We start from the raw sequence: 22793 nt of genomic DNA on the forward strand, positions 1-22793 counted from the left end.
GTCCTCTCCTGGTGGGGTGGGCAGAGAGGCGGGAGTCCCGCTGAAATTGCGCCAGCCTACCGAGCGGTACGTCGTGAAAAAGTGTCGCGTTGCCGACCCCATGCGGCCCGACCCGCCGCGAATCGGGCCAGGTCCGGACAAGATCGACGGAAAACGACCCGTTCGGCCAGTCAGCCGAACGGGTCGTCCTCAGATCCCTGTGCGCCTACAGCTTCTCGTAGCAGGCCTTGTCGAGCTTGTAGTCCTTCGCGACGGAGCCGGTGAAGTAGTCCTTCATCAGCTTGATGTCGTTCGGGCCGCCGCTGCCGACGGTCGGGTTGTAGATGAGCGACTGGCGGAAGGTGCCATCCGCGCCGCCGGCGTAGTTGCCGGCGCCGTCGGGCAGCATGCCCTCGTAGTCGACCTTGGTGAGCGACTTGGCGGCCTTGAGCAGGCCGGCCCGCGTCAGGTCACCGTCGGCCTGGGCCTTCTTGAGCGCGGCGAGCAGCGGGTACGACCAGACCCAGCCGGACGTGTAGCCGTCGTTCGGCGTGACGGACGAGCCGAGCGCCTCCCGCATGGCCTTGTGCCCGGGGGTGTCCGACGCCCACGACTTCCACGGCGAGGACTGCAGGTAGAGCGCCTTCAGCGCGGGTGCGGCGGCGGTGGCCAGCAGGCCCTGGTTCCACGACGGGCTGGTGCCGATGAACTTGCCGGTGAAGCCGCGCTGGGCGGCGCCGCCGACGATCGCGGCCGCGTCCGCCGGCCCGGTGGTCAGGATGACCAGGTCCGGCTTCTGCGTGACGATGGCGGTGACCGCGCCGGCCTGCTTGTCGGTGCCGGAGTCGGTCTTCACATTGACGAACGTCATGCCCAGCTTCTCCGCGGCGATCTTCGCCCCGGCTGCGGCGTCGTCGCCGTAGTCACCGGCGAGGTGCACCGCCATGACGGTCTTGGGCTTGAAGGTCTCGTTGGCGTAGTCGACGGCGTTCATCGACTCGATGCAGTAGTTGGCGCCGGACTCGAGGATGTTGTCCTCGAACGCGTACGCCGACGTCCACGCGGCGGGCGCGGCGATGATGTTGTTGGCCTTCATGTCGGGCAGGATCGCGGCCGTGGTCGGCGAGCCGAGGCTCTGGGCGAGGGCGAGGACCTTGCCCTTCATCTCCTGGTACGCCTCGTTGTGGGTCTGCGGGTTGTACTTGTTGTCGCGGACGTAGGTCTCCGCGTCGATGTCATACCCGCCGACGCCGCCCTGGGCGTTGACCCGCTTCCAGAACGCCTTCTGCGCGTCGGTGATCGGCACGGCGAGGACGTGGAAGGGTCCGACCGTCAGGTCGGAGATGATGCCGAGGTAGATGCAGCCCCGGTCCTTGTGCTCGGATTTGGGGCAGGGCTCCTTGGTGATCCCGACGTCGGACTTCGCGCCCGACGAACCCTTGTCTTCCGTGCTGTCCCCGCCACGGCATCCGGCGAGTGAGCCGACGGTCAGCACCGCGGCGAGGGCAAACATGCCCAACCTCTTCATTGAGGAGCTCCTTACGACGAGGTCAGTACGAGAACGGCCAGGCTTTCCAGTAGTTGCGGAGCCGGATCCAGATGCCGAACAGCCCGCGTGGCTCGAAGATCAGAAACACGATGATCAACACGCCGTAGAGGACGGTCTCGAGCTGGTAGGCGTTCGGGGACTCCGCGGGCGAGTTGCTGATGAACGGCAGGAACGACGGGACCTCACGGATCAGCCGCGGCAGGAGCGTGATCAGGAAGGCGCCCAGGACGGCACCACTGACCGTGCCCGCACCGCCGATGAGGACCATGGCGATGTACTGCACCGACAGCAGCAGGTTGAAGGTCGTCGGGTCGAAGTAGCCGATCCCGACGTAGAGCAGCGCACCGGCACAGCCGGCGTAGAACGACGAGACGCCGAAGGCGATCGTCTTGTATCTGGCCAGGTTCACGCCCATCACGCCGGCCGCGATGTCGCGGTCGCGGATGGCGGTGAAGGCCCGGCCCACTCGCGAGCGCGCCAGGTTGCGCGCCGCGAGAGCCGCGATGATGAGCAGCACGAGCATCAGCAGGTAGAGCTTCTGATCTCTCGTGAGGAACGCGTCACCGGTGTTGAGGTCGTAGCCGAGCAGCGTCGGCGCCGGGGGCTGCCGGCCGATGCCGGGCCCGCCGGTGAGCGAGGACCACTCGTTGATGATGTGGCCGCCGATGAAGACCAGCCCGAGCGTGACGATCGCCAGGTACAGGCCGCGCAGCCGGGTGGCCAGGGGCGCCACCAGTACACCGGCGAGCGCGGCGACGATACCGGCGGCCGGCAGCCAGATCAGGATCTCGGTGACCCCGAACCCGACGGTCCGCGCGTCGGGGTCCCCGGCGATGGCCGCCGCCGTGTAGGCGCCGATCGCGAGGAAGAACGCGTGCCCGAGCGACACCTGCCCGGCGTAGCCGGTGACGATGTTGAGGCCGATCGCGCCGATCGCGGTGACGCAGGCCAGCCCGATCAGCTGGAGCAGCTGGTCCTCGACCAGCCATGGCAGCGCCGCACCGACGGCGAGCAGGATGCCGACCGCCACCTTCTTCGAGGTGGTGTCGAGCAGCGCCAGCTCCTGGTTGTAGGAGGTGCGCAGCAGTGGACGGTTTCTCATACCCTTTCGACCTCCCGGGTGCCGAACAGGCCGTAGGGGCGCACGAGCAGGACCAGGAACATCACCACGTAGGGCGTGACGACCGAGATGTTTCCGCCCAGCCACGGGAACGAGCCCTGGTAGGTGGCGGTGAGCTCCTGGACGGTGCCGACGGCCAGGCCGCCGATGACGGCGCCGGGCAGCGAGTCGAGGCCGCCGAGGATGATCACCGGCAGGGCCGTCAGCGCGATCAGCCACAGCGACTCGCTGACGCTGCCGCCGACCGCCGCGAACGTGCCGGCGACCGCCGCGAGGGCGCCGGCCAGCGCCCACGACAGCGCGAACACAGAGCCGACGCTGACGCCCTGGGCGAGCGCCGCCTCCTGGTCGTAGGAGGCCGCCCGCATCGCCAGGCCGGTCCGGGTGTACCGGAAGAACAGGAACAGCAGGGCGATGAGCACGGCCGTGGTGAGGACCATCGCCACGTGCCGCTGCTCGACCTGGACCCCGCCGGGCAGCTTCCACACCTTCAGCCCCCACGGGTCGCCGACCTGCCGCACGTCCAGGCCGATGGCGGCGTTGACGACGACCCGGACCGCGATGTCGATGCCGAGCGTGATGATCGCGACGGTGAACACCGGCCGGCCGATCATCGGCCGGACGGCGAGCCGTTCGACGCCCAGCGCCAGGCCGCCGGTGAGCACGGCGGCCGCGGCCAGGCCGAGGAAGAAGCCGAGCGGGCCGACCAGGTAGGTCACCAGGACCGCGCCGGCCAGCATGAACGCCGGCTGGGCGAAGGAGATGACCCGCGTCGCCTTGTAGATGATCACGAACCCGAGACCCAGCAGCGCGTAGACGCTGCCCGTGCCGATGCCACGCAGGACGCTCTCGACGAAGTCCTTCACACCTTGCTCCCGTACATGTCGTCGACGAGTGCGGTGAACGTCGACGCGACGGCGCCGCGGCGGACCTTCTGCGTCGCGGTGAGCTCGCCGTCTTCGTGGTCGAGTTCCTTGGGCAGCATCCGGAACGTCTTGATCTGCTCGACCGGGTTGTGCCCTGCGTTGACCGCGTCGACGACGCCCTGGACCAACGCGAGGACCTCGGGCTTGCCGGACAGGTCGCGGTAGGTGGTGTAGCCGATGCCGCGGCGCTGCGCCCACTCCCCGACGGTGTCGAGCTCGATGCCGATGAGTGCGGTCAGGAACGCGCGCCGGTCACCGATGACGATCGCCTCCTTGACGAACGGCGAGGCCTTCAACGCGTTCTCGATCTCGCTCGGCGCGACGTTCTTGCCACCGGCCGTGATGATGATGTCCTTGGAGCGGTCGGTGATCTTCAGGTGGGTACCGTCGACGAGCACCCCGACGTCACCGGTGCGCAGCCAGCCGTCGGGCGTCATCGCCGCCTCGGTCGCCTCCGGGTTGCGGAAGTAGCCGGCGAACGTGCCCGCGTGCCGGGTCTGGATCTCCCCGTCGTCGGCGATGCGCAGCTCGACCCCGCTGTGGGTCTCGCCGACCGTGCCGAGCTTGACCCGGCCGGGCCGGTTGGCGGTGCTGATCGCGGTGTTCTCGGTCATGCCGTAGACCTCGTACATCGGCACGCCGATGCCCATGAAGAACCGCAGCACGTCCGGGGCGATCGGGGCGGCGCCGCTGGCGGCGTAGCGGACCCGGCGCATCCCGATGCGCTCCTTGAGCGCCCGGTAGCACAGCAGCCAGCCGACCGCGTAGAGCAGGCGGCTGCCGGCGGTGTGCCGGCCGCCGTTGCGCTCCAGGGTGGCGCCGAGGCGGTCCGCGACGCGCAGCCACATCCGCGCGTTGGAGCGTTTGATCAGCGACGCCCCGGCGAGCCGGATCGTCACGCCGGCCATCATCTTCTCCCAGATGCGGGGCACCCCGAACAGGATCGTCGGCTGCACCTCGCGCAGGTCGGCCTGCACCGTGGCGATCGACTCGCCGAAGTGGACGGTGACCCCGGCGGCGGCGTTGAACCAGGTGGTGAAGACCCGCTCCGCGACGTGGCACAGCGGCAGGTACGACAGGGTCAGGTCGCGCGGTCCCGGCGGCGGGTCGGAGAAGCCGCCGCCCTCCACCAGCACCCGGATCGCGAAGTCCACGTTGGCCACGGTGAGCATCGCGCCCTTGGGCCGCCCGGTGGTGCCGGACGTGTAGATCAGGGTGGCGACGTCGTCGTCGCTGGACTGCAGCTCGACCGGTTCCGCGCCTTCGTGCGAGGCCAGCAGGTCGCTCCACGAGATGAGCTTCGGGTGCTTGTACCGGCCGCGGATGCCCCTGGGCTCCAGGTAGACGATCCACTCCAGGTCGGGGCATTCGTCCAGGACCGCGAGGGCCTTGTCCACCTGCTCCTGGTCCTCGGCGAAGAGGATCCGCGCGCCGGAGTCGGCCAGCATGTGGCGCACCTCGTCGGGCGGGTTCGTCGGGTACAGCCCGACGGTCGCCGCCCGCACCGCCACGGTTGCCACGTCGACGAAGAGCCACTCGGAGCGGTTCTCCGACTGGATCGCGACCCGGTCGCCGGGCAGGATCCCGAGCGAGCGCAGGGCCCGGGCGACCGTCTCCGCGGTGCGCCAGTAGTCGCGCCAGGTGATCTCGCGCCAGATGCCGCGGTGCTTCTCCCGCATCGCGACGGCGTCCGGCGTCCGCTCGGCGCGCTGTTTGACCAGATCGGCGATGGTCATGCGTCCTCACTTCGTTCCGGGCGCGTGACCCAGGGCTGCTCTGCTGATGACCGGCCCGAGACGCTCCGCTGGCCGGTCACTAGGGCACCATCCTTCTGACAGGGCCCTCTGAGAGGGTTGTTGTTGGAACTCGGCGAGAACTGAGAGACGGCCTGTGCCGGTCGCCCTTCGAGGGCCTGCATGACACCGCCGCTCTCGGTTCTTGTCGGGGCTGCCGACCGGCAACAGGGAGAAGCGCCGTAGAGCGCCGGTTAGTGACCACCCGGCAGTCAGCCCCGTTCGTCGAGTCACATCGCTGCCAAGCTGAGGAGAACCGTTGTCGCTCAACGTTGTTGGAGCTGAGTTCTTCGTCGGGATCGATTGGGCCTCGGCCACCCACGCGGTCTGTGTCCAGAACAGCGCCGGGCGGCGGGTCGCCGCGTTCACCGTGGAGCACACCGCCGTCGGTCTTGCCGGGCTGCTGCGCCGCCTGGCCGGTCTCGGGCACCCCGAGGCCATGCCGATCGGGATCGAACGACCCGACGGTCGGCTCGTCGACATCCTCCTGGAGGCCGGACACCCTGTGGTGCCGGTCAAACCCAACGCGATCAAAACCTGGCGGGACGGCGAAGTGTTGTCCGGCGCCAAGTCCGACGCGGGCGATGCGGAAGTCATCGCCGAGTACCTGCGGTTGCGGCACCACCGGCTGCAGCTGGCCACCCCGTACACGGCGCAGACGAAGGCGCTGCGCACCGTGACCCGGACCCGCGGGGACCTGGTCGACATGCGCGTCGCGGCCACCAACCAGCTCACCGCGCTGCTGGACACGCACTGGCCCGGCGCCGTGGCCGTCTTCGCCGACGTCGAGTCCCCGATCGCCCTGGACTTCCTGACCCGTTACCCGACCGCCCGCCACGCAGCGCACCTCGGCGCGAAACGCCTCACCGCGTTCTGCGTCAAACACGGCTACTCCGGCCGGCGCACCGGCGAGCAGCTCCTCGCCCGGCTGCGCGCCGCCCCAGCGGGGACTACCGACGAAGTCCTGTGCGAGGCCGTCCGCGACGCGGTGACCGCCCTCGTCACCGTCCTGCGCGCGGTCGTGGCCGCGTTGAAAACGCTCAGCCGCAGTGTCGTCGCCACACTCGGCGAACACCCGGACGCCGAGATCTTCACATCGCTGCCAAGGTCTGGTCAGATCAACGCCGCGCAGATCCTCGCCGAGTGGGGCGACTCCCGCGAAGCCTACGCCGGACCCGACTCCATCGCCGCGCTCGCCGGTGTCACCCCGGTGACCAAGGAATCCGGCAAACACCGAGCCGTGCACTTCAGATGGGCGTGCAACAAACGCTTCCGCGTCGCGGTCACCACCTTCGCCGACAACAGCCGCCACGACAGCGACTGGGCAGCAAGGGTCTACGCCGCCGCCTGCGCCCGCGGCCTGGACCACCCACACGCCATCCGCGTCCTCGCCCGAGCCTGGATCCGCGTCATCTGGCGCTGCTGGACCGACCAGACGCCATACAACCCCGACCGGCACGGCAACGCTGTACGACTGAACCAACCCACACAAACCACGTTGGTCGCTGCCTGAGGTTGACACAGGGAGTGTCATGCCGCCTCCACCTCCCCCAGGTAGGCACGCAGGACGTCAGGGTTGTTCTGCACCTCGGCGGGCGTGCCGGTGGCGACCGGCACGCCGAAGTCGACGACCATGACCCGGTCGGCGAGGTCCATGACGAGGCCCATGTCGTGCTCGACGAGGATCATCGGGATGCCGAGCTCCTCGCGGACGTCGAGGATGAAGCGGGCCATGTCCTCGGTCTCCTCCAGGTTCATCCCGGCGACCGGCTCATCCAGCAGCAGCAGCTTCGGCTCCATCGCCAGGGCGCGGCCGAGTTCGACGCGTTTCTGCACGCCGTACGGCAGCAGCCCCACCGGCAGGCGGCGCCACTGGGCCAGTTCGAGGAAGTCCACGATGTCCTCGACCACGGCCCGGTTGGCGATCTCCTCTCGCCGGGCGCGGCCGAGCCACGCGATGGCGGCGAGGGTGCCGTAGCGGATGTGGTGGTGCCGGCCGAGCATGAGGTTCTCCAGCACGGTCAGGTGCTGGAACAGCTCGACGTTCTGGAAGGTGCGGGCCACGCCCAGCTTGGCGACCTTGTCCGGGCGCAGTCCGGTGAGCTCGAGCTCGTCGAGCATCACCCTGCCTTTCTGCGGCCGGTACACACCGGAGATCACATTGAAGATCGACGTCTTCCCGGCCCCGTTGGGGCCGATGACGGCGAACAGCTCGTCCTTGGCGACGGTGAACGAGACACCGTCGATGGCTTTGACGCCGGCAAAGCTGAGCCGGACGTCTTCGAAACGCAGCACGGCGACTCCCGAAGGGGTTGTTGCGGCTCTATGACAGCCAGCGTTTGCGACGCTTGTAGTGCTTGACGTCGCGGAAGGACCGCTCGGCCCGTCCGAGGTAGAACTCGCGGATGTCGTCGTCGGCGAGCAGTTCGGCGGCGGGTTTGTCGAGCACGACCTTGCCCGTCTCCAGCACGTATCCGTGCTCGGCGATGGACAGCGCCATGGTCGCGTTCTGCTCGACCAGCAGCACGCCGGTGCCGGCCCGGTTGATCTGCACGATCAGGTCGCGGACCTGCTCGACCAGGCGCGGCGCGAGGCCGAGGCTGGGCTCGTCGAGCAGCAGGTACGCCGGGTCGGACATCAGGGCCCGCCCCATCGCCAGCATCTGCTGCTCGCCGCCGGAGAGGTATCCGGCGATGCTGCCGCGCCGCTGGGCGAGGACGGGGAAGAGGCTGTACATGCGGTCCATCGCCTCGGCCCGTCCTTTCGGGCGGGTGTGGGCGCCGAGCCGCAGGTTCTCCTCGACGGTCAGCTCGGCGAACGTTCTTCGCCCCTCCATCACCTGCGACACGCCGCGGCGGACCACGGCGGCCGGCCGGAGCCGGTGGATGGGCTTGTCGTCGAGCGTGACGGCGCCCTTGGTGATGGCGCCGTCGTGCACGCCCAGCAGGCCCGACAGGGCCCGCAGCAGCGTGGTCTTGCCCGCACCGTTCGCGCCGAGCAGCGCGACGATGCGTCCGGGTGGCACCTGCAGGCTGACGCCGCGCAGCACCAACATCACGTCGTCGTAGACGACCTCGAGGTTCTGGACACGCAACATGGGGGTGACGCTCCTCCGGGGGTGTTCGGAGTGGGCGAACTATGTGCATCGTCGGTGAATAAAGTTACGTGTATTTAACCGGGTATCAGAGCAGAATCAAGCCCCAATTGTGTGTCCGTCAACACCATCTTCTGTGGCGCATCACCGTCCGATGTGGACCGACAACTCGCCGTGATTCGGACTTTTAGGGTAATAGATATAGAACGACACGCGTGGGTTTCGCTTCGCTGGTGATCACGTTAAGTTAGGTCCGGCCTGCCCGGCAGTCCGTCGCCCACCCCGGGCGGCGCCGTGCAAGCGCCGCCGAGTCGAGCGCCCATGGCGCTGTCGAGCCGGGGACCCAGGTTCCTTGGGGTGAATCCGCGAAGCCGCGGTAGGGCGCACTCTTCCCGCCCGAACCCGTCAGCTAACCCGGTAGGCGGTCGGTGAATGAAGGGTCATCCCTTGTCCGCTGGACACCGCGCCAAGCGGTCACTGCTGCGTTCCCTGATCATCGGGGCCGTCGCGCTGGCCGTCGTGGCGCCTGCGAGCGTCGCCAAGGCCGATCCCACAGCTGCCGAGATCCAAGCCCAGCTCGAGAAGGCGGGCGACGAGCTCGAAGTCACGATCGAGGCCTACAACAAGATCAATGAAACGCTTGCCGCCACTCAGGCGGAGGCCGCCACCGTCCAGGCGAAGATCCAGCCCCTCGCGGACAGCATGGCCGCGGCCAACTCCGACGTCGACGTCATCGCCATCGCCGCGTTCAAGGGCTCAGGCAACATGGTGAGCCTCAACGTCATGCTCAGCGCGCAGTCGTCGGACACGCTGATCGACCAGCTCACCACGCTGCGGCAGATCAGCAAGCACCAGCAGCGCGCGATCGCCGAGTATTCGGAGGCCAAGTCGAAGCTGGACGACGAGAAGAAGAAGATCGACGACACGCTCGCCGCGGAGAACGCGCAGAAGGCCGAGCTGGAGACCAAGAAGAAGAAGATCGAGGGCGACGTCAAGAAGCTCGACGCCCTCAAGCGGCGCGCCGCCGCGGCCGGCAGCACCGGATCGACCGGTGTGAAGGTGTCCCTCGGCGCCGAATGCACGAGCCCGGCGAACTCCGCCGTCGCGTTCGCCTGCGCCCAGCTCGGCGAGCCCTACAAGTGGGGCGCCGCCGGACCGGGCAGCTGGGACTGCTCGGGCCTCACCATGGGTGCCTGGAAGGCGGCCGGCATCACGCTGCCACACAACGCCAACGACCAGTGGCGCTCGAGCAGGGTCACGCACGTCTCGCGGTCCGCGCTCTCGCCGGGAGACCTGGCGTTCTTCGGAGGATCGTCGCCCAGCCACGTCGGCATCTACATCGGCAACGGCAAGATGATCCACGCACCGACCACGGGCCGCAACGTCGAGGTCGCCTCGGTCGACCGTTCCAACACGACCGGCTACGGGCGCCCTCACTAGGAACCCCTCGTCACGCGCCAGGAGGCCATGCCCGCAAGATGGGGCATGGCCTCCTGGGATCCCGAGCAGTACGCCCGCTTCGCCGACGAACGGGCCCGGCCCTTCCACGAGCTGGTCGCGCGCATCCCGACCACCTCCGCCGTGGCGGTCGTGGACCTCGGCTGCGGGCCCGGCACGCTGACCGCGACCCTCGCCGCGCGGTACCCGGACGCGGCTGTGCTCGGCATCGACTCCTCGCCGCAGATGCTCGCCGCCGCAGCGCCTTTGGCCGGCCCGCAGGTGTCCTTCCAGCTCGGCGACATCGCCGGGTGGCGGCCGCAGCGCGGGTCGGTCGACGTCATCGTCGCCAACGCGTCGCTGCAGTGGGTGCCCGATCACGCGGCGTTACTGCCGGTGCTGGCCGCGGCCCTCGACGACGGCGGGACGCTCGCCTTCCAGGTCCCGACCGGCGGCCCGATCCTCGACCCGGGCATCCTCGACCCCGGCGTCCTGGGTCCGCGCGGCGCGACGCCGGTGCAGGAGCCCGCCTGGTACGTGCGGACCCTCGCCGCGCTGGGCCTCACCGTGGACGCGTGGGAGACCACGTACTTCCACGTCCTGCCCGGCGACGACCCGGTCCTGGAGTGGTTCAGCGGCACCGGCCTGCGGCCCTACCTCGACGCGCTGTCCGGCGCGGAGCTCGACGACTTCCGCGCGCGGGTCGCCGCCCGGCTGCGCGAGCGCTACCCCCGCGAGCCGTTCGGCACGATCCTGCCGTTTCCGCGACTGTTCGTGGTGGCGCAACGATCTTAAGATCTCGCCCGTGACCCAATCTCGCAGCCGCCGCAGCTCGGTGAAGATCGTGCTGATCGTCCTTGCCGTCGTGGTCGTGCTGTGCTGCTGCGGCGGCGGCGCGGGTGCCTACTTCTTCTTCGACGACCGCACGAAGGCCGCCCGCGAGGCGACGTCGGCGTTCCTGTCCGACCTCGAGTCGGGTGACCTCGCCGCGGCCTACGAGCGGCTGTGCGACGACACCCGGGCCCGTTACGAACAGTCATCGTTCGAGGCGGCGGTCAACCGGCGCAAGCCGGTCTCGCACGACCTGCACTGGGGTGGCTGGTACGGCAACGACAACGGGCTCGAGACCGCCAGGATCACCGCCGATGTGACCTACTCCACCGGCCCGAAGGAGGCCCACGCCGTCCCGCTGCGCAAGGAGGCCGGCGCCTGGAAGGTTTGCGGCAACCCCTACTGACACGGAGCAGCCCCCGACCGGGAAGGTCAGGGGCTGCGGGTTGCTGTCGGTCAGGCCGCCTGCAGGCCTTCGGCGCGGGCCAGCTCGCGGAGCCGGCCGAGGGCCTGGATCTCCAGCTGGCGGATGCGCTCGCGGGACAGGGAGAACCGGCTCGCGACCTCGGTCAGCGAGTGCTCGCGACCGTCCTCCAGACCGTAGCGGGCGCGCATGATGCCCGCGGACCGGTCGTCGAGGTGGTTGAGCAGGCCCTCGATGCGCTGGCGCTCCAGGGCGGCGAGGACCACGTCCTCCGGCGACGGTGCGTCGGAGTCGGAGACCAGGTCGCCGAGGCTGGTGTCACCGTCGTCACCGACAGGGGTGTCGAGCGAGACGGTGTCCTGGGACCAGCGCTTGAGCTCGTGGACGCGCTCGACGGGGACGCCGAGGGCGACGGCGAGCTGCTCGGGCTCGGGGTCGTTGCCGAGCTCGCGGGTGAGCTGACGCGCGACGTTGCGCATCCGGTTGACGTCTTCGACGAGGTGGACGGGCAGCCGGACGGTGCGTTCCTGCTGCGCTATCGCCCGGCTGATCGCCTGGCGGATCCACCATGTCGCATACGTCGAGAATTTGTAGCCGCGCACGTAGTCGAACTTCTCGACGGCTCGGACCAGGCCGGTGTTGCCCTCCTGGATGAGGTCGAGCATCGGCATGCCGGACCGCACGTAGCGCCGCGCGATCGAGACCACGAGTCGCAGGTTGGCCCGGATGAACCGGTCCTTGGCACGCTCTCCCTCGTCGACGAGGCGCTGCAGCTCCGCGGCGCTCACGCCGTCGGGCAGCTCCGCCACGTCCAGCAGGTGCTCCGCGTAGAGACCAGCCTCGACCGCCTTGGAAAGCTCGACCTCAGAAGCGGCGTCGAGCAGCGGCGTGCGGGAGATCTCATGCAGGTAGACACCAACCAGGTCACGCTCTTCGGCACCTGTATCGGGTCGCATCTCCACTTTCACGTTCTCCACCTTCGGGCCCCTCCCCGTCCATCCTTCGCCTTCCCCGTTTCACCCTGCTAAAACGGGTGCCCCCCGGGTATGCCCCCTACACAACAGTCACCTGGCCTGCCGAATTCCACCCTCGCGGGCGATTCCGGTGACGACCCGTGAGAGTTGCACCACTTACCTAGACGACTCGGGAGCTGATCCGGTTCGCTTCGGTTCCAACAAGTGATACGTGGTATTCCTGCCCGTCAGACGCCTAAACTCGCTGTGAGTTCCCTGGGAACGGCACCGACTGGGACCGGGGTCACCGCTGTTCATCGGCAAGAGTCGCCCGCATGACAGGCAAATGCGCAGGTATCCGCAGGAATCGACCTTCGTATCGATCGCCGCCAGGCTGTCCGTCGTCTGTCGAAATGCTGACGGGCTCGTCACACCCCGCCTACTGAGCGTGCCATTCCCGCAACAGCGCGACTTCTTCCTCTTCCGTGAGACCAGTGATGTGGCGTGTGTCACTGAATGCGGCGAGCGTATCGGCGGCCGTTTCCCCGAGGGGCCGGGTGCGAAGTCCGGCGGCAAGGGACGGGGTGGTGTCGCGGGTGAGAAACCCGGCGTATTCGGGCAACGGCAGCCACAACGGCAGCGACCGCGGGCCGGACCAGGCCACGACGTCGTGGGCGGTGAGGAAGTCCTGTGAAACCCAGGTGAGCGTCCCGCCGCCACCGAGTCCGGCTTGCAGACCGGCATGGAACTCCCGGCGGGTGATGGGGGTGCCGATGCCGTCGAAGGTGCCGGTCAGGCTCTCCTCGGCGGCGCGCACGGTCCAGTCGGCCAGGTCGCGGACGTCCACGTACTGGACCCGCTCGCCGGGGTCGCCCGGGGCGAGGATCTCGCCGCCGCGGGCGTGGCGGGCCACCCAGTAGTCGAAGCGCCCGGTCGGGTCCTCCGGCCCGACGATCAGCCCGGCCCGGTTGACGAAGACGTCCGCGAAGGCCTCCCGCACCAGCTCCTCGCAGGTGACCTTGCACCGCCCGTACGCCTCGGGGCTGGCGGCCGGGTCGTCGAAGCCGGGTTCGGCGGCCGGGAGCACCGGCCCGGTCGCCACGGTCTGGTCGGGGGTCGCGGCGTCGGCGTAGGCCGAGCAGCTGGAGACGAACGTGTAGTGGCCCACGCGGCCGGCGAGCGCGGCGACGGCGTGCCGGACGTGGCTGGGCTTGCGGGCGACGTCCACGACCGCGTCGAAGGTGCCCTCGATCGCGCCCAGCCCGTCGGGGTCGGACCGGTCGATCATCACGAACCGGGCACCGTCGACGGGGTCGCCGGACGTGCCGCGGGCCGCGCAGGTGACGTCGTGACCGGCGGCGAGGGCCTGCCGGGCGACCGCCCGGCCGAAGAACACCGTGCCGCCGAGTACAAGGATTCTCATCCGGCGATCCTTCGCCGCCGGACCCCGGCGGCGAAGCCCTGTTCGCTCAGAGCGGCAACGCCGGGAGCTGAACCTACGCGCGGTGCGACGGTGGCGGGCGGTGCGGACGGGTCTTGTGCACCACCAGGACGAACAGGGCGGCCGCGGCCATCACCGTCGCCGCCACCGCCAGCCACAGCGACCATCGGTGCCCGCTGGGCGTGCCGGGCAGCGCATTGGGCACAGTGGACGGTGGCACGGCGACCGCCGGCAGCGACGAGCCGGGCGCGAGGGCATAGACGCGCAGGAAATCGACCTGGAACTCCGCCGGCAGCGCCGTCGACGTGCCGGGGGTGGCGGACCCGCTGGTGGTCACCGCGAAGCCGAACCAGCGCTGGGCCGTGGACACGCCCGGGTCGGCGGCGCGCTCCTTGCCGTCGACGAAGACCTTGAAGCCCGCCGGTGACCACTCGATCGCATAGGAGTGCCAGTCACTGAACGGGCCGGGCAGTGCCTGCACCGAGGTGCCGGCACCTGAGCCGTTGCGCACCAGGGCCTTCTCCTCGCCGGGCTGGGCGCTGATCTCCAGCTGCGACGTGTGCTGGGCCACCTGCTGGTCGACGGGGCGCAGCATGGCGATCGACGAGATCCCCGCGCCCACCGGCACCCTGGCCAGGAACTCATACCGCCCGTACTGCTGGGCCGCGCCGAGGCAGCGCAGCTCCCCGGTGACGAACGCCTTGCCGCCATAGGCGCGCCGGTGCAGGGCGAGGTGCAGCTTCCCGCCGGAGACCGTGACCGCCTCGGGCCGGAAGTAGCTCGCCGAGGCGCCTCCGGCGGCGCCGTCGGAGACCCCGTCGGACGTGCCGTCGGAGACCCCGTCATAGGCCGCGCAGCCGGACGGCAGGGCGCCCGGGTCGTCGAAGGAGTCGGAGAAGACCGGCTTCCAGTCGCTCGGATCGACGGCGAGGACCGGCGCGGGGGCCACCCAGATCGCGGACGCGACGACGACCATGATGGTCGCGGCTCGCCTCAACATGGTGTCAGCCCCCTTCTTTCGAAAACCTACCGGATACCTTGCGTCCGCACAGCATTGCGGAGCGTCGACGAACGTGCGTACTTGGCGGCCCGATCGGATAAGGACCCTCGCATTCACCCGCATGCAATCTGTCCGTCTCCGGCAGACGCTCGTGCGGGATCGACAGCTACGGAAGGATGTCCGTCGACGCATGTCTTCCAAAGGAGAGATCATGGCCCAGCCTCGCGCCCGCGCGTGGCGGATCGCTCAGCACCTCGCGGTGCCGACGCTCGCCGTCGCGGTTGTCGCCTTACTGCCCTTAGCCAAGTCCGGCGCACCAGAGCAGTCCGACCGCTGGACACCGCTCACGCCGGCGAACGTGTCGTTCTCGCAGAAGACCGGGCCGACCACATCCGCGCAGCTGCTCGGATTCAACGACTTCCACGGCAACATCGACCCGCCGCTCGGCAGCGGCGGCCTCATCAACGGCACCCCGGCAGGCGGCGCCGAATACCTCAGCACCTGGCTGACGAAGCTGCGCGACGCGGCGAAGGCCGACGGCGTGCGCAACAGCGACACGGTCGTGGCCGGCGACAACATCGGCGCCACCCCGCTGGTCAGCGCCGCGTTCCACGACGAGCCGGCGATCGAGGTCCTCAACAAGATGGGCGTCGACATCGCGTCGGTCGGCAACCACGAGTTCGACGAGGGCGTCGACGAGCTCAAGCGCATCCAGTTCGGCGGCTGCCACCCCGTCGACGGCTGCCAGGACGGCGACGGCTTCGCCGGCGCGGCGTTCCCCTACCTCGCCGCCAACGTGACCAACAAGTCCAACAAGCTGCCGGTCCTGCTGCCGTTCACGATCAAGCTCTACGAGGGCGTCCCGGTCGCCTACGTCGGCATGACGCTGGAGGCCACGCCGGGCATCGTGAACCCGGCCGGCATCAAGACCGTCGACTTCCGCGACGAGGTGCAGACCGCCAACCAGTACGCGACGCTGCTGGGCTGGCTCGGCATCAAGTCGATGGTCCTCGTGATCCACGAGGGTGGCCTGCAGAGCAGCCCGCCCGCGCCGCTGGACCCGTCCGGCTGCGCCAACTTCGCCGGCCCGATCACCGACATCGTCAAGGGCCTCAACCCGGCCTACGGCGTCGTCGTGTCCGGCCACACGCACCGCTTCTACACCTGCCAGCTGCCGAACTCCTCCGGCGCCAACTCGCTCGTGACGAGCGCCGGCACCGCGGGCACCCTGGTCACCGACATCCGGGTGACCCTGGACCGCAAGTCGCGCAAGTTCGTCGACGCGTCCGCGACCAACGTCATCGTCGAGAACGGCGTGAAGAACGCCGACGGCACGTGGCAGAAGGACGCGGCGGGCAACTTCGTGCGCAACCCCGCGCTCGTCGACCCGAAGATCAAGGTCATCGCCGACAAGTACCGCGTGGCGGTGGCACCCCTGGCCAACAAGATCGTCGGCAGCATCACCGCCGACATCACCAACATCGCGCTGGCCAACGGCGAGTCCGCGCTCGGTGACGTGATCGCCGACGCGCAGCTCAAGTACACGGCGTCGGCCGGTGCGCAGATCGCGCTCATGAACCCGGGCGGCATCCGCCAGTCGCTGATCTACGCGAACTCCCCCGGCGGCGAGGCGCCCGGCCAGGTCACCTACGGCGAGGCCTTCACGGTCCAGCCGTTCAACAACCTGGTCGTCACGCAGTCGTTCACCGGCGCGCAGATCAAGGACGTGCTGGAGCAGCAGTTCGTCGGCTTCGGCGGGCAGACCGTCCAGCGCATCCTGCAGCCGTCGGCGAGCCTGACCTACACCTACAGCGCGTCGGCCCCGGCCGGCTCGAAGGTCAGCAACATCGCGGTCAACGGCACGCCGATCAACCCGGCCGGGACCTACCTGGTCACCACGAACGACTTCCTGGCCAACGGCGGCGACGGGTTCACCAACCTGGCGCTGGGCACCGGCCGGGTCTACGCACCGGGCTTCGACGTCGATGCCCTCACCGCGTACCTGACGCCCGGTCCGGTCGCTCCGGGCCCGGGTACCCGGATCACGAAGATTGCCTGATCCCTGCTCATGAACGGACCGTGTGGGCGGGCGGCGGGTTTTGCTCCTGCCCGCCCACACGTATGCTCGCAGGCGCCTGGACAAGCGCGGAACGCATGCGCAATCTGCACGACTGAGGTCGAAAGGTGTTGATCGGTGGAGCGACCGAGCTGGGCACCCGCGGATGTGGACCTCGACCGGCCGAGCGTGGCCCGCGTCTATGACTACTACCTCGGCGGCTCGCACAACTTCGCCGCCGACCGGGCGTTCGCCGAGCAGATCCTCAAGGTCATGCCCTCCGTGGCGCCGCTGACCCGCAGCAACCGCGCGTTCCTGCGCCGGGCCGTGACCATGCTCGCCGCCCAGGGCGTGCAGCAGTTCATCGATCTCGGCTCCGGCATCCCGACGGTGGGCAACGTGCACGAGCTCGTGCCCGGCGGCAAGGTCGTCTACGTCGACCACGACCCGGTGGCGGTGGCGCACAGCCGCGCGATCCTCGCCGACGTGCCGGGCACCGCCGTGGTCGCCGCCGACCTGCGTGCGCCCGCCGACGTGCTCGCCACGCCGCAGGTGCGGGGCCTGCTCGACTTCACCCAGCCGATCGCGTTCCTGCTCGCCGCGGTGCTGCACTTCGTCCCCGACGAGGAGCGCCCCGCCGACATCGTCGCCGGCTACGCGGCCGCGGGCGTGCCCGGCAGCCACGTCGTGCTGTCCCACGCGGGCATGGACCGGCCGCTCACCCCCGCCGAGCAGTCGGCCCAGGAGATGTACCGCAAATCCCCCACGCCGCTGATCCTGCGTCGCAGCCAGGAGGTTGCGAAGCTGCTGGACGGCCTGACGATCCTGGAGCCCGGCGTGGTCGCGACCTTCGACTGGCGGCCGGACCCCGGCACCGAGACCGCACCCGACGGCGACGCGATCGGCTTCGCCGCCGTCGCCCGCAAGGACTAGTGCCGCACTGATCATGACCGCCCTCAGCCCCACGCCGACGTCGTGGGACCGCCCGCACCGAGCCGCCGAGCGGCTCGCCCGCAGCTGGTCGCTGGCCATCGCCGGCACCAGCTACGTGTCGATGAACGGCCTGGAGGTCCAGGACTTCCTCACCGCCCTCTCGACGCGGCTCATCCACGCCCTCACCGCGGAGACCTTCGACCCCGACGACGTCCGCGAGGTCGGCTCCACGCTCGTCGCCGCGCACTTCACCGAGCCGACCACGCTCGAGCGCACCGTCGCCGTGATCAGCGAGCAGTTCGCGAAGGCGCCGATCAAGCGGGTCGCGGAGATCCAGGGCGCGCTCGCGGCCGGGTACGCCCAGGCGCTGCGCGACCGGGTCCTCGACGAGCAGGAGGAGATCCGCACCGCGGCGCTGTGGGCCCGGGCCCGCGCCGAGGAGAGCCGCCGGGTCAGCGAGGCCCGGTTCCGGGCCATCTTCGCCGGCGCCGCCATCGGGATGAGTGTCAGCACCGTCGACGGCCAGGTCATCGAGGTCAACCAGGCGCTGTGCGACATGCTCGGCTACAGCTCCGACGAGCTGCGGCTGATGACGTTCGACGACTTCGTGCACCCGCAGGACCCGCCGGTCGCCGCCGGCATGTTCGATGAGCTGCTCGTCGGCGGGCGCGACCAGTTCCGCATCGAGAAGCCGTACACGCACAAGGACGGCCACCAGGTCTGGACCGACCTGGTCGCCTCGATCATCCGCGACGAGGACGGCGAGCCGAAGTGGCTGGTCGCGATGTTCGAGGACATCACCGAGCGGTATCTGCTCCAGCTGCGCCTGCGCCACCAGGCCCTGCACGACCCGCTGACGCAGCTGCCGAACCGGACCATGTTCTTCGACCGCCTCGCGGAGCTGCTCGCCGGCGCCGAGGACGAGCCCGACTCCCGCGTCGGCGTCTGCTACCTCGACGTCGACGGGTTCAAGGTCATCAACGACACCCTCGGCCACGACGTCGGCGACCAGCTGCTGCAGACCGTCGCCCGGCGCCTCGCCCGCTCGATCTCCGGCGACGGCCAGCTGGTCGCCCGGATGGGCGGCGACGAGTTCGTGGTGCTCATCGAGCGCTCCGACGGCACCGACGACGTGGTCGCGGTCGCCGAGCGGGCCCTGGACACGGTCCGGGCGCCGGTCCACGTCGGCGGGCACGAGATCAGCATCTCGGCCAGCATCGGCGTGGTCGAGCAGCCGCTGCGCGGCACCAGCACCGGCGAGCTGATGAAGGCCGCCGACACCACCCTCTACTGGGCGAAGGCCGACGGGCGCAACCGGCTCGCGCTCTTCGACGCCGAGCGGCACGCCCGCGAGGTGACCCGCTACGAGCTGTCGGCCAGCATGCCCGCCGCCCTGGAACGGCGCGAGTTCTTCGTCGAGTACCAGCCCCTGGTCCGGCTCAGCGACGCGGTCACGATCGGCGTCGAGGCCCTGGTCCGGTGGCGCCACCCGCGCTTCGGGGTGCTCGGGCCGGACGCGTTCATCGGCATGGCCGAGGAGACCGGCCTGATCGTGCCGCTCGGCCGGTGGGTGCTGCACGAGGCGTGCAAGCAGGCCGCGCTGTGGCACCGCGAGCACGGCGCGAAGGCGCCGCTGATGAGCGTCAACCTGGCGGTCCGGCAGATGCGTGACCGCACCATCGTGCGGGACGTGAAGGCGATCCTGGAGCAGACCGGCCTGGCGCCGGACCGGCTGCAGCTGGAGCTGACCGAGAGCGCCGTCATGGGCAGCGGCGGCGAGCCGACGGAAGCGCTCAACGCCCTGGCCGCGCTCGGGCCGCGGATCGCGATCGACGACTTCGGCACCGGGTACAGCAACTTCGCCTACCTGCGGCACCTGCCCGTGCACAGCCTGAAGCTGGCCGGCTCGTTCGTCGCCGGGCTGCGCCCGCCGGAAGGCGCCGACCCGGTCGACCAGAAGATCATCGCGGCCGTCATCGGGCTCGCACACGCGCTGAACCTGAGCGTCACAGCCGAGGGCGTCGAGACGGCGGAGCAGGCCGACCGGCTGCTGGCCCTCGGTTGTGACACCGCGCAGGGTTGGTACTACGCAAGCTCCGGCCCGCCGTCGGCGATCAAGCTCTGATCAGTTCGCCGCGTACGGGTTGACGTCCTCGTTCATGTCGACCATCAGCTGCGACCAGAGGTCCGCCTCGTGCCGGTCGGCGCCGATCAGGTCGTAGGACCCGTCGGTGAAACCCGGATCGAACTGGAACTCCGGCAGGTCGGTCTCGTCGACGTACTGCGACTCGTCGCTCACGTCGCCGAAGCTCGGCTGCTCGTCGTGGTAGTCGCCGTCGACGCCGCTGATGTCGCCGTCCAGGGTGGCGTGCTCGCCCTCCTGGCCGCCGGCGTCGAACGCGTCGTGGTGCTCTGCGAACTGCTGGTCGGAGAGCAGGTCAGCGCCACCGTCTTGGTCGACGTGGAGGCCGTCCTCCATCTCCCAGTCGATGTCAAAGTCGCTCATGGCCCGCTCCCGGTTGATTGGCTACCAGGCAACGGTAGGTTGCCGCACCGCCCGGCTGATCCCCGAAACGTGCCACGACCGCTTTCAGGGCTGCAGCCACCAGGGGCTGGAGTACGCGAGGCCGAAGTCGTTGCAGGGGTGACCGTTGGGGCCGGGGCTGGGGTTGGGCAGGGTGGGGTCGGAGACCCGCAGGACGACCCAGTTGCCCATCGCCACGTCCAGTGGCACCGTGAAGCGCACGACCTGGTTGGCGACGGTGTCGATCACGTCGGCGACCACCGGCGCCGCGACGCCCGGCCGCAGGACCTGCACGCGGATCGGCTTGCCGTTCCAGTCCGGGCCGCGGTCCAGGTCCAGGGCGAAGCGCACGTCACCCCGCGCGAGCGGCAGCACCCCGCCCATCCGCACGTCGTTGGCGGTGGCGTCGACGCGCAGGCCGGAGACCCGGGTGGCGAAGAACCGCCGGGCCCGCATCGCCTCCAGGACCCCGGCGCGTGTGTTCTGCGTCACCCACAGCCCGGTGCGGCCCTTGCCCTCGGGGAAGCCCCAGTCGGTGCCGTGCTCGTCGGAGACGCCACTGATGCCGGTCCGCCAGCCCGCGTTGAGGCACGCGTTGAGCGCGGACGTGCGACCCTCGGACCAGCCGTCGAAGAGGTAGTCGTCGCCGCGGTTGAACATCTCCAGGCTGACCATCGCGTCCCTGGCGGCGGCGGAGTAGGAGAAGTTGCCGAAGCGGGCGATCTCGCGGCCCGGATGGTTGAAGCTGGCCACCCCGCCGTTGCCGACGATCCAGTTGTACAGGCCGCCCATGTTGCTGGAGCCGCCGAGATCGGTGAAGCCGTTGGTGAACCAGACGTTGACGTGGCCGAGCAGCGGGTGCGACCACTCGAACCCGCGGATCGCCGTGTAGTTGCCCGGGTCGTCGGCCGCGTTGGCGAGGGCGCCGGTGCGGTCCCACTCCGACCTCGACAGGCCGCTGATCGAGAACAGGGTCGTGTGGTCGGTGAGGGCGGCGACGTCCAGCCCGGCCGAGCGCATCGAGGCGAGCGCCAGGTTCGGGTCGCCGTCGCCGTCGGACATGACGGTGTGGTTGTGCAGGTCGGCATGGACCAGCGCGGTGCCGGCGGTGATCGCGGACGCGCGGGCGGCGCCGGTCAGCGCGGCGGGGCCGGCGCCGACGGTCGCGGCGGTGCCGGTCTCCGCACGGGCGGTCCGGCTCGTCCCGGCGTAGGCGGTGCCGGGCGCGGCGAGGAGCAGCAGACCGCCGGCACCCGCGGTGAGCAGGCCCCGGCGGTCGATACCGCGGTCATGACGGTCGATGCCATGGTCATGACGGTCGATGCCGTGGTCATGGTGGGAGTGGTCTCCAGTCATGCCCACAGCACACGCCACCCGGCGTAACGTGTCGATACATGTTGATGTCCGCCAGGCGAATACCGACTACCGGGTGCGCCGGTCCAGCCAGCCGTCGCCGTTGAGGTCCTCGTACCGCTGGTCCATCACGCCGTCGTGGTTGGTGTCGATCTCGGAGGAGTTGATAAGCCCGTCACGGTCCGTGTCGTGCCCGACGAACTCGGCCCGGCCGTCACCGTCGACGTCCACGACGATGTCGACGCCGCCGTCGGCCCGGTTCACGTACGTGTGCTGGTCCCACGTCCCGTCGCCGTCCCAGTCGACCCTGGTGTGGTAGCCGTCGGTCGGCGCCTGCCCGGCACCGTTGGGCAGCCCGTCGCGCAGCGCGCCGCCGATACCGCCGCGGTGGCCGCCCTCGTATCCGCCCGGCGAGCCCTCCTGGGACGCCTCGATGCCGTCCAAGGCGCCACCGATGCCGTGCCGGCCGCTGCCCGCGCCGCCGTCGGCCTGCCCGAACCCTGCCGTGCCCTCGGCGGTGCCGTCGGCCTGGCCGAACCCGGCGGTGCCCTCGGCCTGGCCGAACCCGGCGGTGCTGGAGCGGTACACGGTGCCCTGGCTGCTGGAGTGGACCTCCGTGACGTGACCCTGGCCGGCGTGACCCTGGCCGGCGTACGGGTCCGCCTCGGCGATTCCGGCGCTGCCGTAGCCGGCGCCCTGCGCGTCGGGTGCCTCGGCGATCCCCGCGCTGCCGGAGCCGCCCTGCGGGTCGCCGCCGTACCCGGCCGACGCGTAGATGCGCGGCCCGTCCGGCGCCTCGGAGATCCCGGCGCTGCCGTAGCCGCTGTCCTGCGGCTCCGGCGCCTCGGCCAGCCCCGCACTGCCGTACCCACCGGCCTGGGCCTCGACGGACCCTGCCGACGCGTACGCACCGCCGGGGCCTGCGTGCGCCTCGACCCCACCGGCCGAGGCGTGCGCCCCGTGCTCGACGGCGCCGTGCAGGTGCGCGGCGATGCCACCCGGTTGTGCACCCGGCTCGGCGGCGTGCCGCCCACCGGACTGCTCCAGCGCGCCCAGCCCCCGCGCCGCGCTCTGCCCCGCGCCGGAGCCCTGCGTACCGCCACCGAGGTCCTGGGCTCCGCCGTGGCCGTGGACGACGTCGCCGATGCCCGATCCGATCGAGGAGAACAGGCCGAACATGCTGGCCTTGCTCGTGCGCTGCTCGACCCGGGACTGCCCGGCGTCCACCCCGCCGACCTGCGCCTGGAGCAGCTCCAGCTCGTCGGCGGTGAGGCGGTACCCGGCGAGCGCGCCCGCCGGGTCGGCGGCCAGGCGGGCCTGGAAGCCGGGGTCGGTCAGCAGTCTCTCCAGTACGTCGTCGAAGTCGCTCATCGGAACAGT

The 22793-nt window shown here is 70.1% G+C and carries 19 protein-coding genes and 1 riboswitch; of the genes, 7 read left to right on the forward strand and 12 right to left on the reverse strand.

Features of this window, described 5'->3' with window-relative positions; translation table 11 throughout:
* Positions 1-205 precede the first annotated feature (205 nt).
* The 4 genes from OHA72_RS01975 to OHA72_RS01990 are packed head-to-tail and all read right to left on the reverse strand — an operon-like array spanning position 206 to position 5310.
* On the reverse strand, positions 206-1507 hold the full coding sequence (locus OHA72_RS01975) for an ABC transporter substrate-binding protein (protein ID WP_327006157.1): 1302 nt from the start codon (positions 1505-1507) through the stop codon (positions 206-208).
* A 22-nt stretch (positions 1508-1529) separates the two neighbouring features.
* Positions 1530-2630 carry a branched-chain amino acid ABC transporter permease gene (locus OHA72_RS01980; RefSeq protein ID WP_327006158.1) on the reverse strand — a complete coding sequence of 367 codons (1101 nt, stop codon included), beginning with the start codon at positions 2628-2630 and terminating at the stop codon, positions 1530-1532.
* Positions 2627-3514 (reverse strand): branched-chain amino acid ABC transporter permease, encoded by an 888-nt coding sequence (locus tag OHA72_RS01985; protein WP_327006159.1) that lies wholly within the window; start codon positions 3512-3514, stop codon positions 2627-2629. Before OHA72_RS01985 ends, OHA72_RS01980 begins: the two co-directional genes overlap by 4 nt.
* Positions 3511-5310, reverse strand: coding sequence for an AMP-dependent synthetase/ligase (locus OHA72_RS01990; protein ID WP_327006160.1), 1800 nt, complete (start codon positions 5308-5310; stop codon positions 3511-3513). Before OHA72_RS01990 ends, OHA72_RS01985 begins: the two co-directional genes overlap by 4 nt.
* Before the next feature lie 316 nt (positions 5311-5626).
* Here OHA72_RS01990 and OHA72_RS01995 point away from each other — a divergent pair, with 316 nt between their 5' ends.
* Positions 5627-6880 carry an IS110 family RNA-guided transposase gene (locus tag OHA72_RS01995; RefSeq protein WP_327001770.1) on the forward strand — a complete coding sequence of 418 codons (1254 nt, stop codon included), beginning with the start codon at positions 5627-5629 and terminating at the stop codon, positions 6878-6880.
* A gap of 17 nt (positions 6881-6897) precedes the next feature.
* On the opposite strand, the gene OHA72_RS02000 is transcribed toward OHA72_RS01995, so the two are convergent.
* Both OHA72_RS02000 and OHA72_RS02005 read right to left on the reverse strand, forming a co-directional pair.
* Complete coding sequence (locus tag OHA72_RS02000) at positions 6898-7662, reverse strand: ABC transporter ATP-binding protein (protein ID WP_327006161.1); 765 nt, start codon at positions 7660-7662, stop codon at positions 6898-6900.
* A 28-nt stretch (positions 7663-7690) separates the two neighbouring features.
* Entirely contained in the window at positions 7691-8464 is a 774-nt protein-coding gene (locus tag OHA72_RS02005; RefSeq protein ID WP_327006162.1) for an ABC transporter ATP-binding protein, read from the reverse strand.
* 291 nt (positions 8465-8755) lie between these two features.
* Positions 8756-8901, forward strand: a riboswitch (cyclic di-AMP (ydaO/yuaA leader).
* A 7-nt stretch (positions 8902-8908) separates the two neighbouring features.
* On the opposite strand from OHA72_RS02005, the gene OHA72_RS02010 reads away from it, so the two are divergent.
* From OHA72_RS02010 to OHA72_RS02020, 3 genes are read left to right on the forward strand one after another with little or no spacing between them, the layout of a single operon-like run.
* Positions 8909-9901: a C40 family peptidase gene (locus OHA72_RS02010; RefSeq protein ID WP_327006163.1), complete on the forward strand. Its 993-nt coding sequence runs from the start codon at positions 8909-8911 to the stop codon at positions 9899-9901.
* A gap of 45 nt (positions 9902-9946) precedes the next feature.
* Entirely contained in the window at positions 9947-10693 is a 747-nt protein-coding gene (locus tag OHA72_RS02015; RefSeq protein ID WP_327006164.1) for a methyltransferase domain-containing protein, read from the forward strand.
* A 10-nt stretch (positions 10694-10703) separates the two neighbouring features.
* Positions 10704-11135 carry an Rv0361 family membrane protein gene (locus OHA72_RS02020; protein ID WP_327006165.1) on the forward strand — a complete coding sequence of 144 codons (432 nt, stop codon included), beginning with the start codon at positions 10704-10706 and terminating at the stop codon, positions 11133-11135.
* Between the two features lie 50 nt (positions 11136-11185).
* Here OHA72_RS02020 and OHA72_RS02025 read toward each other — a convergent pair whose 3' ends face one another.
* From OHA72_RS02025 to OHA72_RS02035, 3 genes are all read right to left on the reverse strand, one after another.
* Positions 11186-12109, reverse strand: a complete 924-nt coding sequence (locus tag OHA72_RS02025) for a sigma-70 family RNA polymerase sigma factor (RefSeq protein WP_327011414.1) — start codon at positions 12107-12109, stop codon at positions 11186-11188.
* 436 nt (positions 12110-12545) lie between these two features.
* Complete coding sequence (locus OHA72_RS02030; protein WP_327006166.1) at positions 12546-13529, reverse strand: NAD-dependent epimerase/dehydratase family protein; 984 nt, start codon at positions 13527-13529, stop codon at positions 12546-12548.
* Positions 13530-13602: 73 nt separating this feature from the next.
* The gene (locus OHA72_RS02035; RefSeq protein WP_327006167.1) at positions 13603-14547 is read right to left on the reverse strand and encodes a glycoside hydrolase family 16 protein; all 945 of its coding nucleotides are present in this window, start codon (positions 14545-14547) and stop codon (positions 13603-13605) included.
* A 211-nt stretch (positions 14548-14758) separates the two neighbouring features.
* Between OHA72_RS02035 and OHA72_RS02040 the strand changes: the two genes are divergently transcribed.
* From OHA72_RS02040 to OHA72_RS02050, 3 genes are all read left to right on the forward strand, one after another.
* Entirely contained in the window at positions 14759-16606 is a 1848-nt protein-coding gene (locus tag OHA72_RS02040; protein ID WP_327006168.1) for a bifunctional metallophosphatase/5'-nucleotidase, read from the forward strand.
* Positions 16607-16741: 135 nt separating this feature from the next.
* Positions 16742-17536, forward strand: a complete 795-nt coding sequence (locus tag OHA72_RS02045; RefSeq protein WP_327006169.1) for an SAM-dependent methyltransferase — start codon at positions 16742-16744, stop codon at positions 17534-17536.
* Between the two features lie 13 nt (positions 17537-17549).
* Positions 17550-19661: a putative bifunctional diguanylate cyclase/phosphodiesterase gene (locus OHA72_RS02050; RefSeq protein ID WP_327006170.1), complete on the forward strand. Its 2112-nt coding sequence runs from the start codon at positions 17550-17552 to the stop codon at positions 19659-19661.
* Here OHA72_RS02050 and OHA72_RS02055 read toward each other — a convergent pair whose 3' ends face one another.
* The 3 genes from OHA72_RS02055 to OHA72_RS02065 all read right to left on the reverse strand — a co-directional run bounded on the left by OHA72_RS02055 (position 19662) and on the right by OHA72_RS02065 (position 22784).
* Positions 19662-20042: a hypothetical protein gene (locus OHA72_RS02055; protein ID WP_327006171.1), complete on the reverse strand. Its 381-nt coding sequence runs from the start codon at positions 20040-20042 to the stop codon at positions 19662-19664.
* Positions 20043-20126: 84 nt separating this feature from the next.
* Entirely contained in the window at positions 20127-21416 is a 1290-nt protein-coding gene (locus tag OHA72_RS02060) for a CehA/McbA family metallohydrolase (RefSeq protein ID WP_327006172.1), read from the reverse strand.
* A 66-nt stretch (positions 21417-21482) separates the two neighbouring features.
* Positions 21483-22784, reverse strand: coding sequence for an Os1348 family NHLP clan protein (locus OHA72_RS02065; RefSeq protein WP_327006173.1), 1302 nt, complete (start codon positions 22782-22784; stop codon positions 21483-21485).
* Positions 22785-22793 lie beyond the last annotated feature (9 nt).

This window comes from Dactylosporangium sp. NBC_01737 (assembly GCF_035963215.1).
Lineage (GTDB): Bacteria > Actinomycetota > Actinomycetes > Mycobacteriales > Micromonosporaceae > Dactylosporangium.

Bases quoted from the DNA above. Each gene is read 5' to 3' on its own strand.
- OHA72_RS02060 (WP_327006172.1), bottom strand. From the start codon at position 21,416: ATGACTGGAGACCACTCCCACCATGACCACGGCATCGACCGTCATGAC.
- OHA72_RS01975 (WP_327006157.1), bottom strand. From the start codon at position 1,507: ATGAAGAGGTTGGGCATGTTTGCCCTCGCCGCGGTGCTGACCGTCGGC.
- OHA72_RS02065 (WP_327006173.1), bottom strand. From the start codon at position 22,784: ATGAGCGACTTCGACGACGTACTGGAGAGACTGCTGACCGACCCCGGC.
- OHA72_RS02015 (WP_327006164.1), top strand. From the start codon at position 9,947: ATGGCCTCCTGGGATCCCGAGCAGTACGCCCGCTTCGCCGACGAACGG.
- OHA72_RS01990 (WP_327006160.1), bottom strand. From the start codon at position 5,310: ATGACCATCGCCGATCTGGTCAAACAGCGCGCCGAGCGGACGCCGGAC.
- OHA72_RS02055 (WP_327006171.1), bottom strand. From the start codon at position 20,042: ATGAGCGACTTTGACATCGACTGGGAGATGGAGGACGGCCTCCACGTC.
- OHA72_RS02050 (WP_327006170.1), top strand. From the start codon at position 17,550: ATGACCGCCCTCAGCCCCACGCCGACGTCGTGGGACCGCCCGCACCGA.
- OHA72_RS02040 (WP_327006168.1), top strand. From the start codon at position 14,759: ATGGCCCAGCCTCGCGCCCGCGCGTGGCGGATCGCTCAGCACCTCGCG.
- OHA72_RS01980 (WP_327006158.1), bottom strand. From the start codon at position 2,630: ATGAGAAACCGTCCACTGCTGCGCACCTCCTACAACCAGGAGCTGGCG.
- OHA72_RS02030 (WP_327006166.1), bottom strand. From the start codon at position 13,529: ATGAGAATCCTTGTACTCGGCGGCACGGTGTTCTTCGGCCGGGCGGTC.
- OHA72_RS02025 (WP_327011414.1), bottom strand. From the start codon at position 12,109: ATGCGACCCGATACAGGTGCCGAAGAGCGTGACCTGGTTGGTGTCTAC.
- OHA72_RS02035 (WP_327006167.1), bottom strand. From the start codon at position 14,547: ATGTTGAGGCGAGCCGCGACCATCATGGTCGTCGTCGCGTCCGCGATC.
- OHA72_RS02005 (WP_327006162.1), bottom strand. From the start codon at position 8,464: ATGTTGCGTGTCCAGAACCTCGAGGTCGTCTACGACGACGTGATGTTG.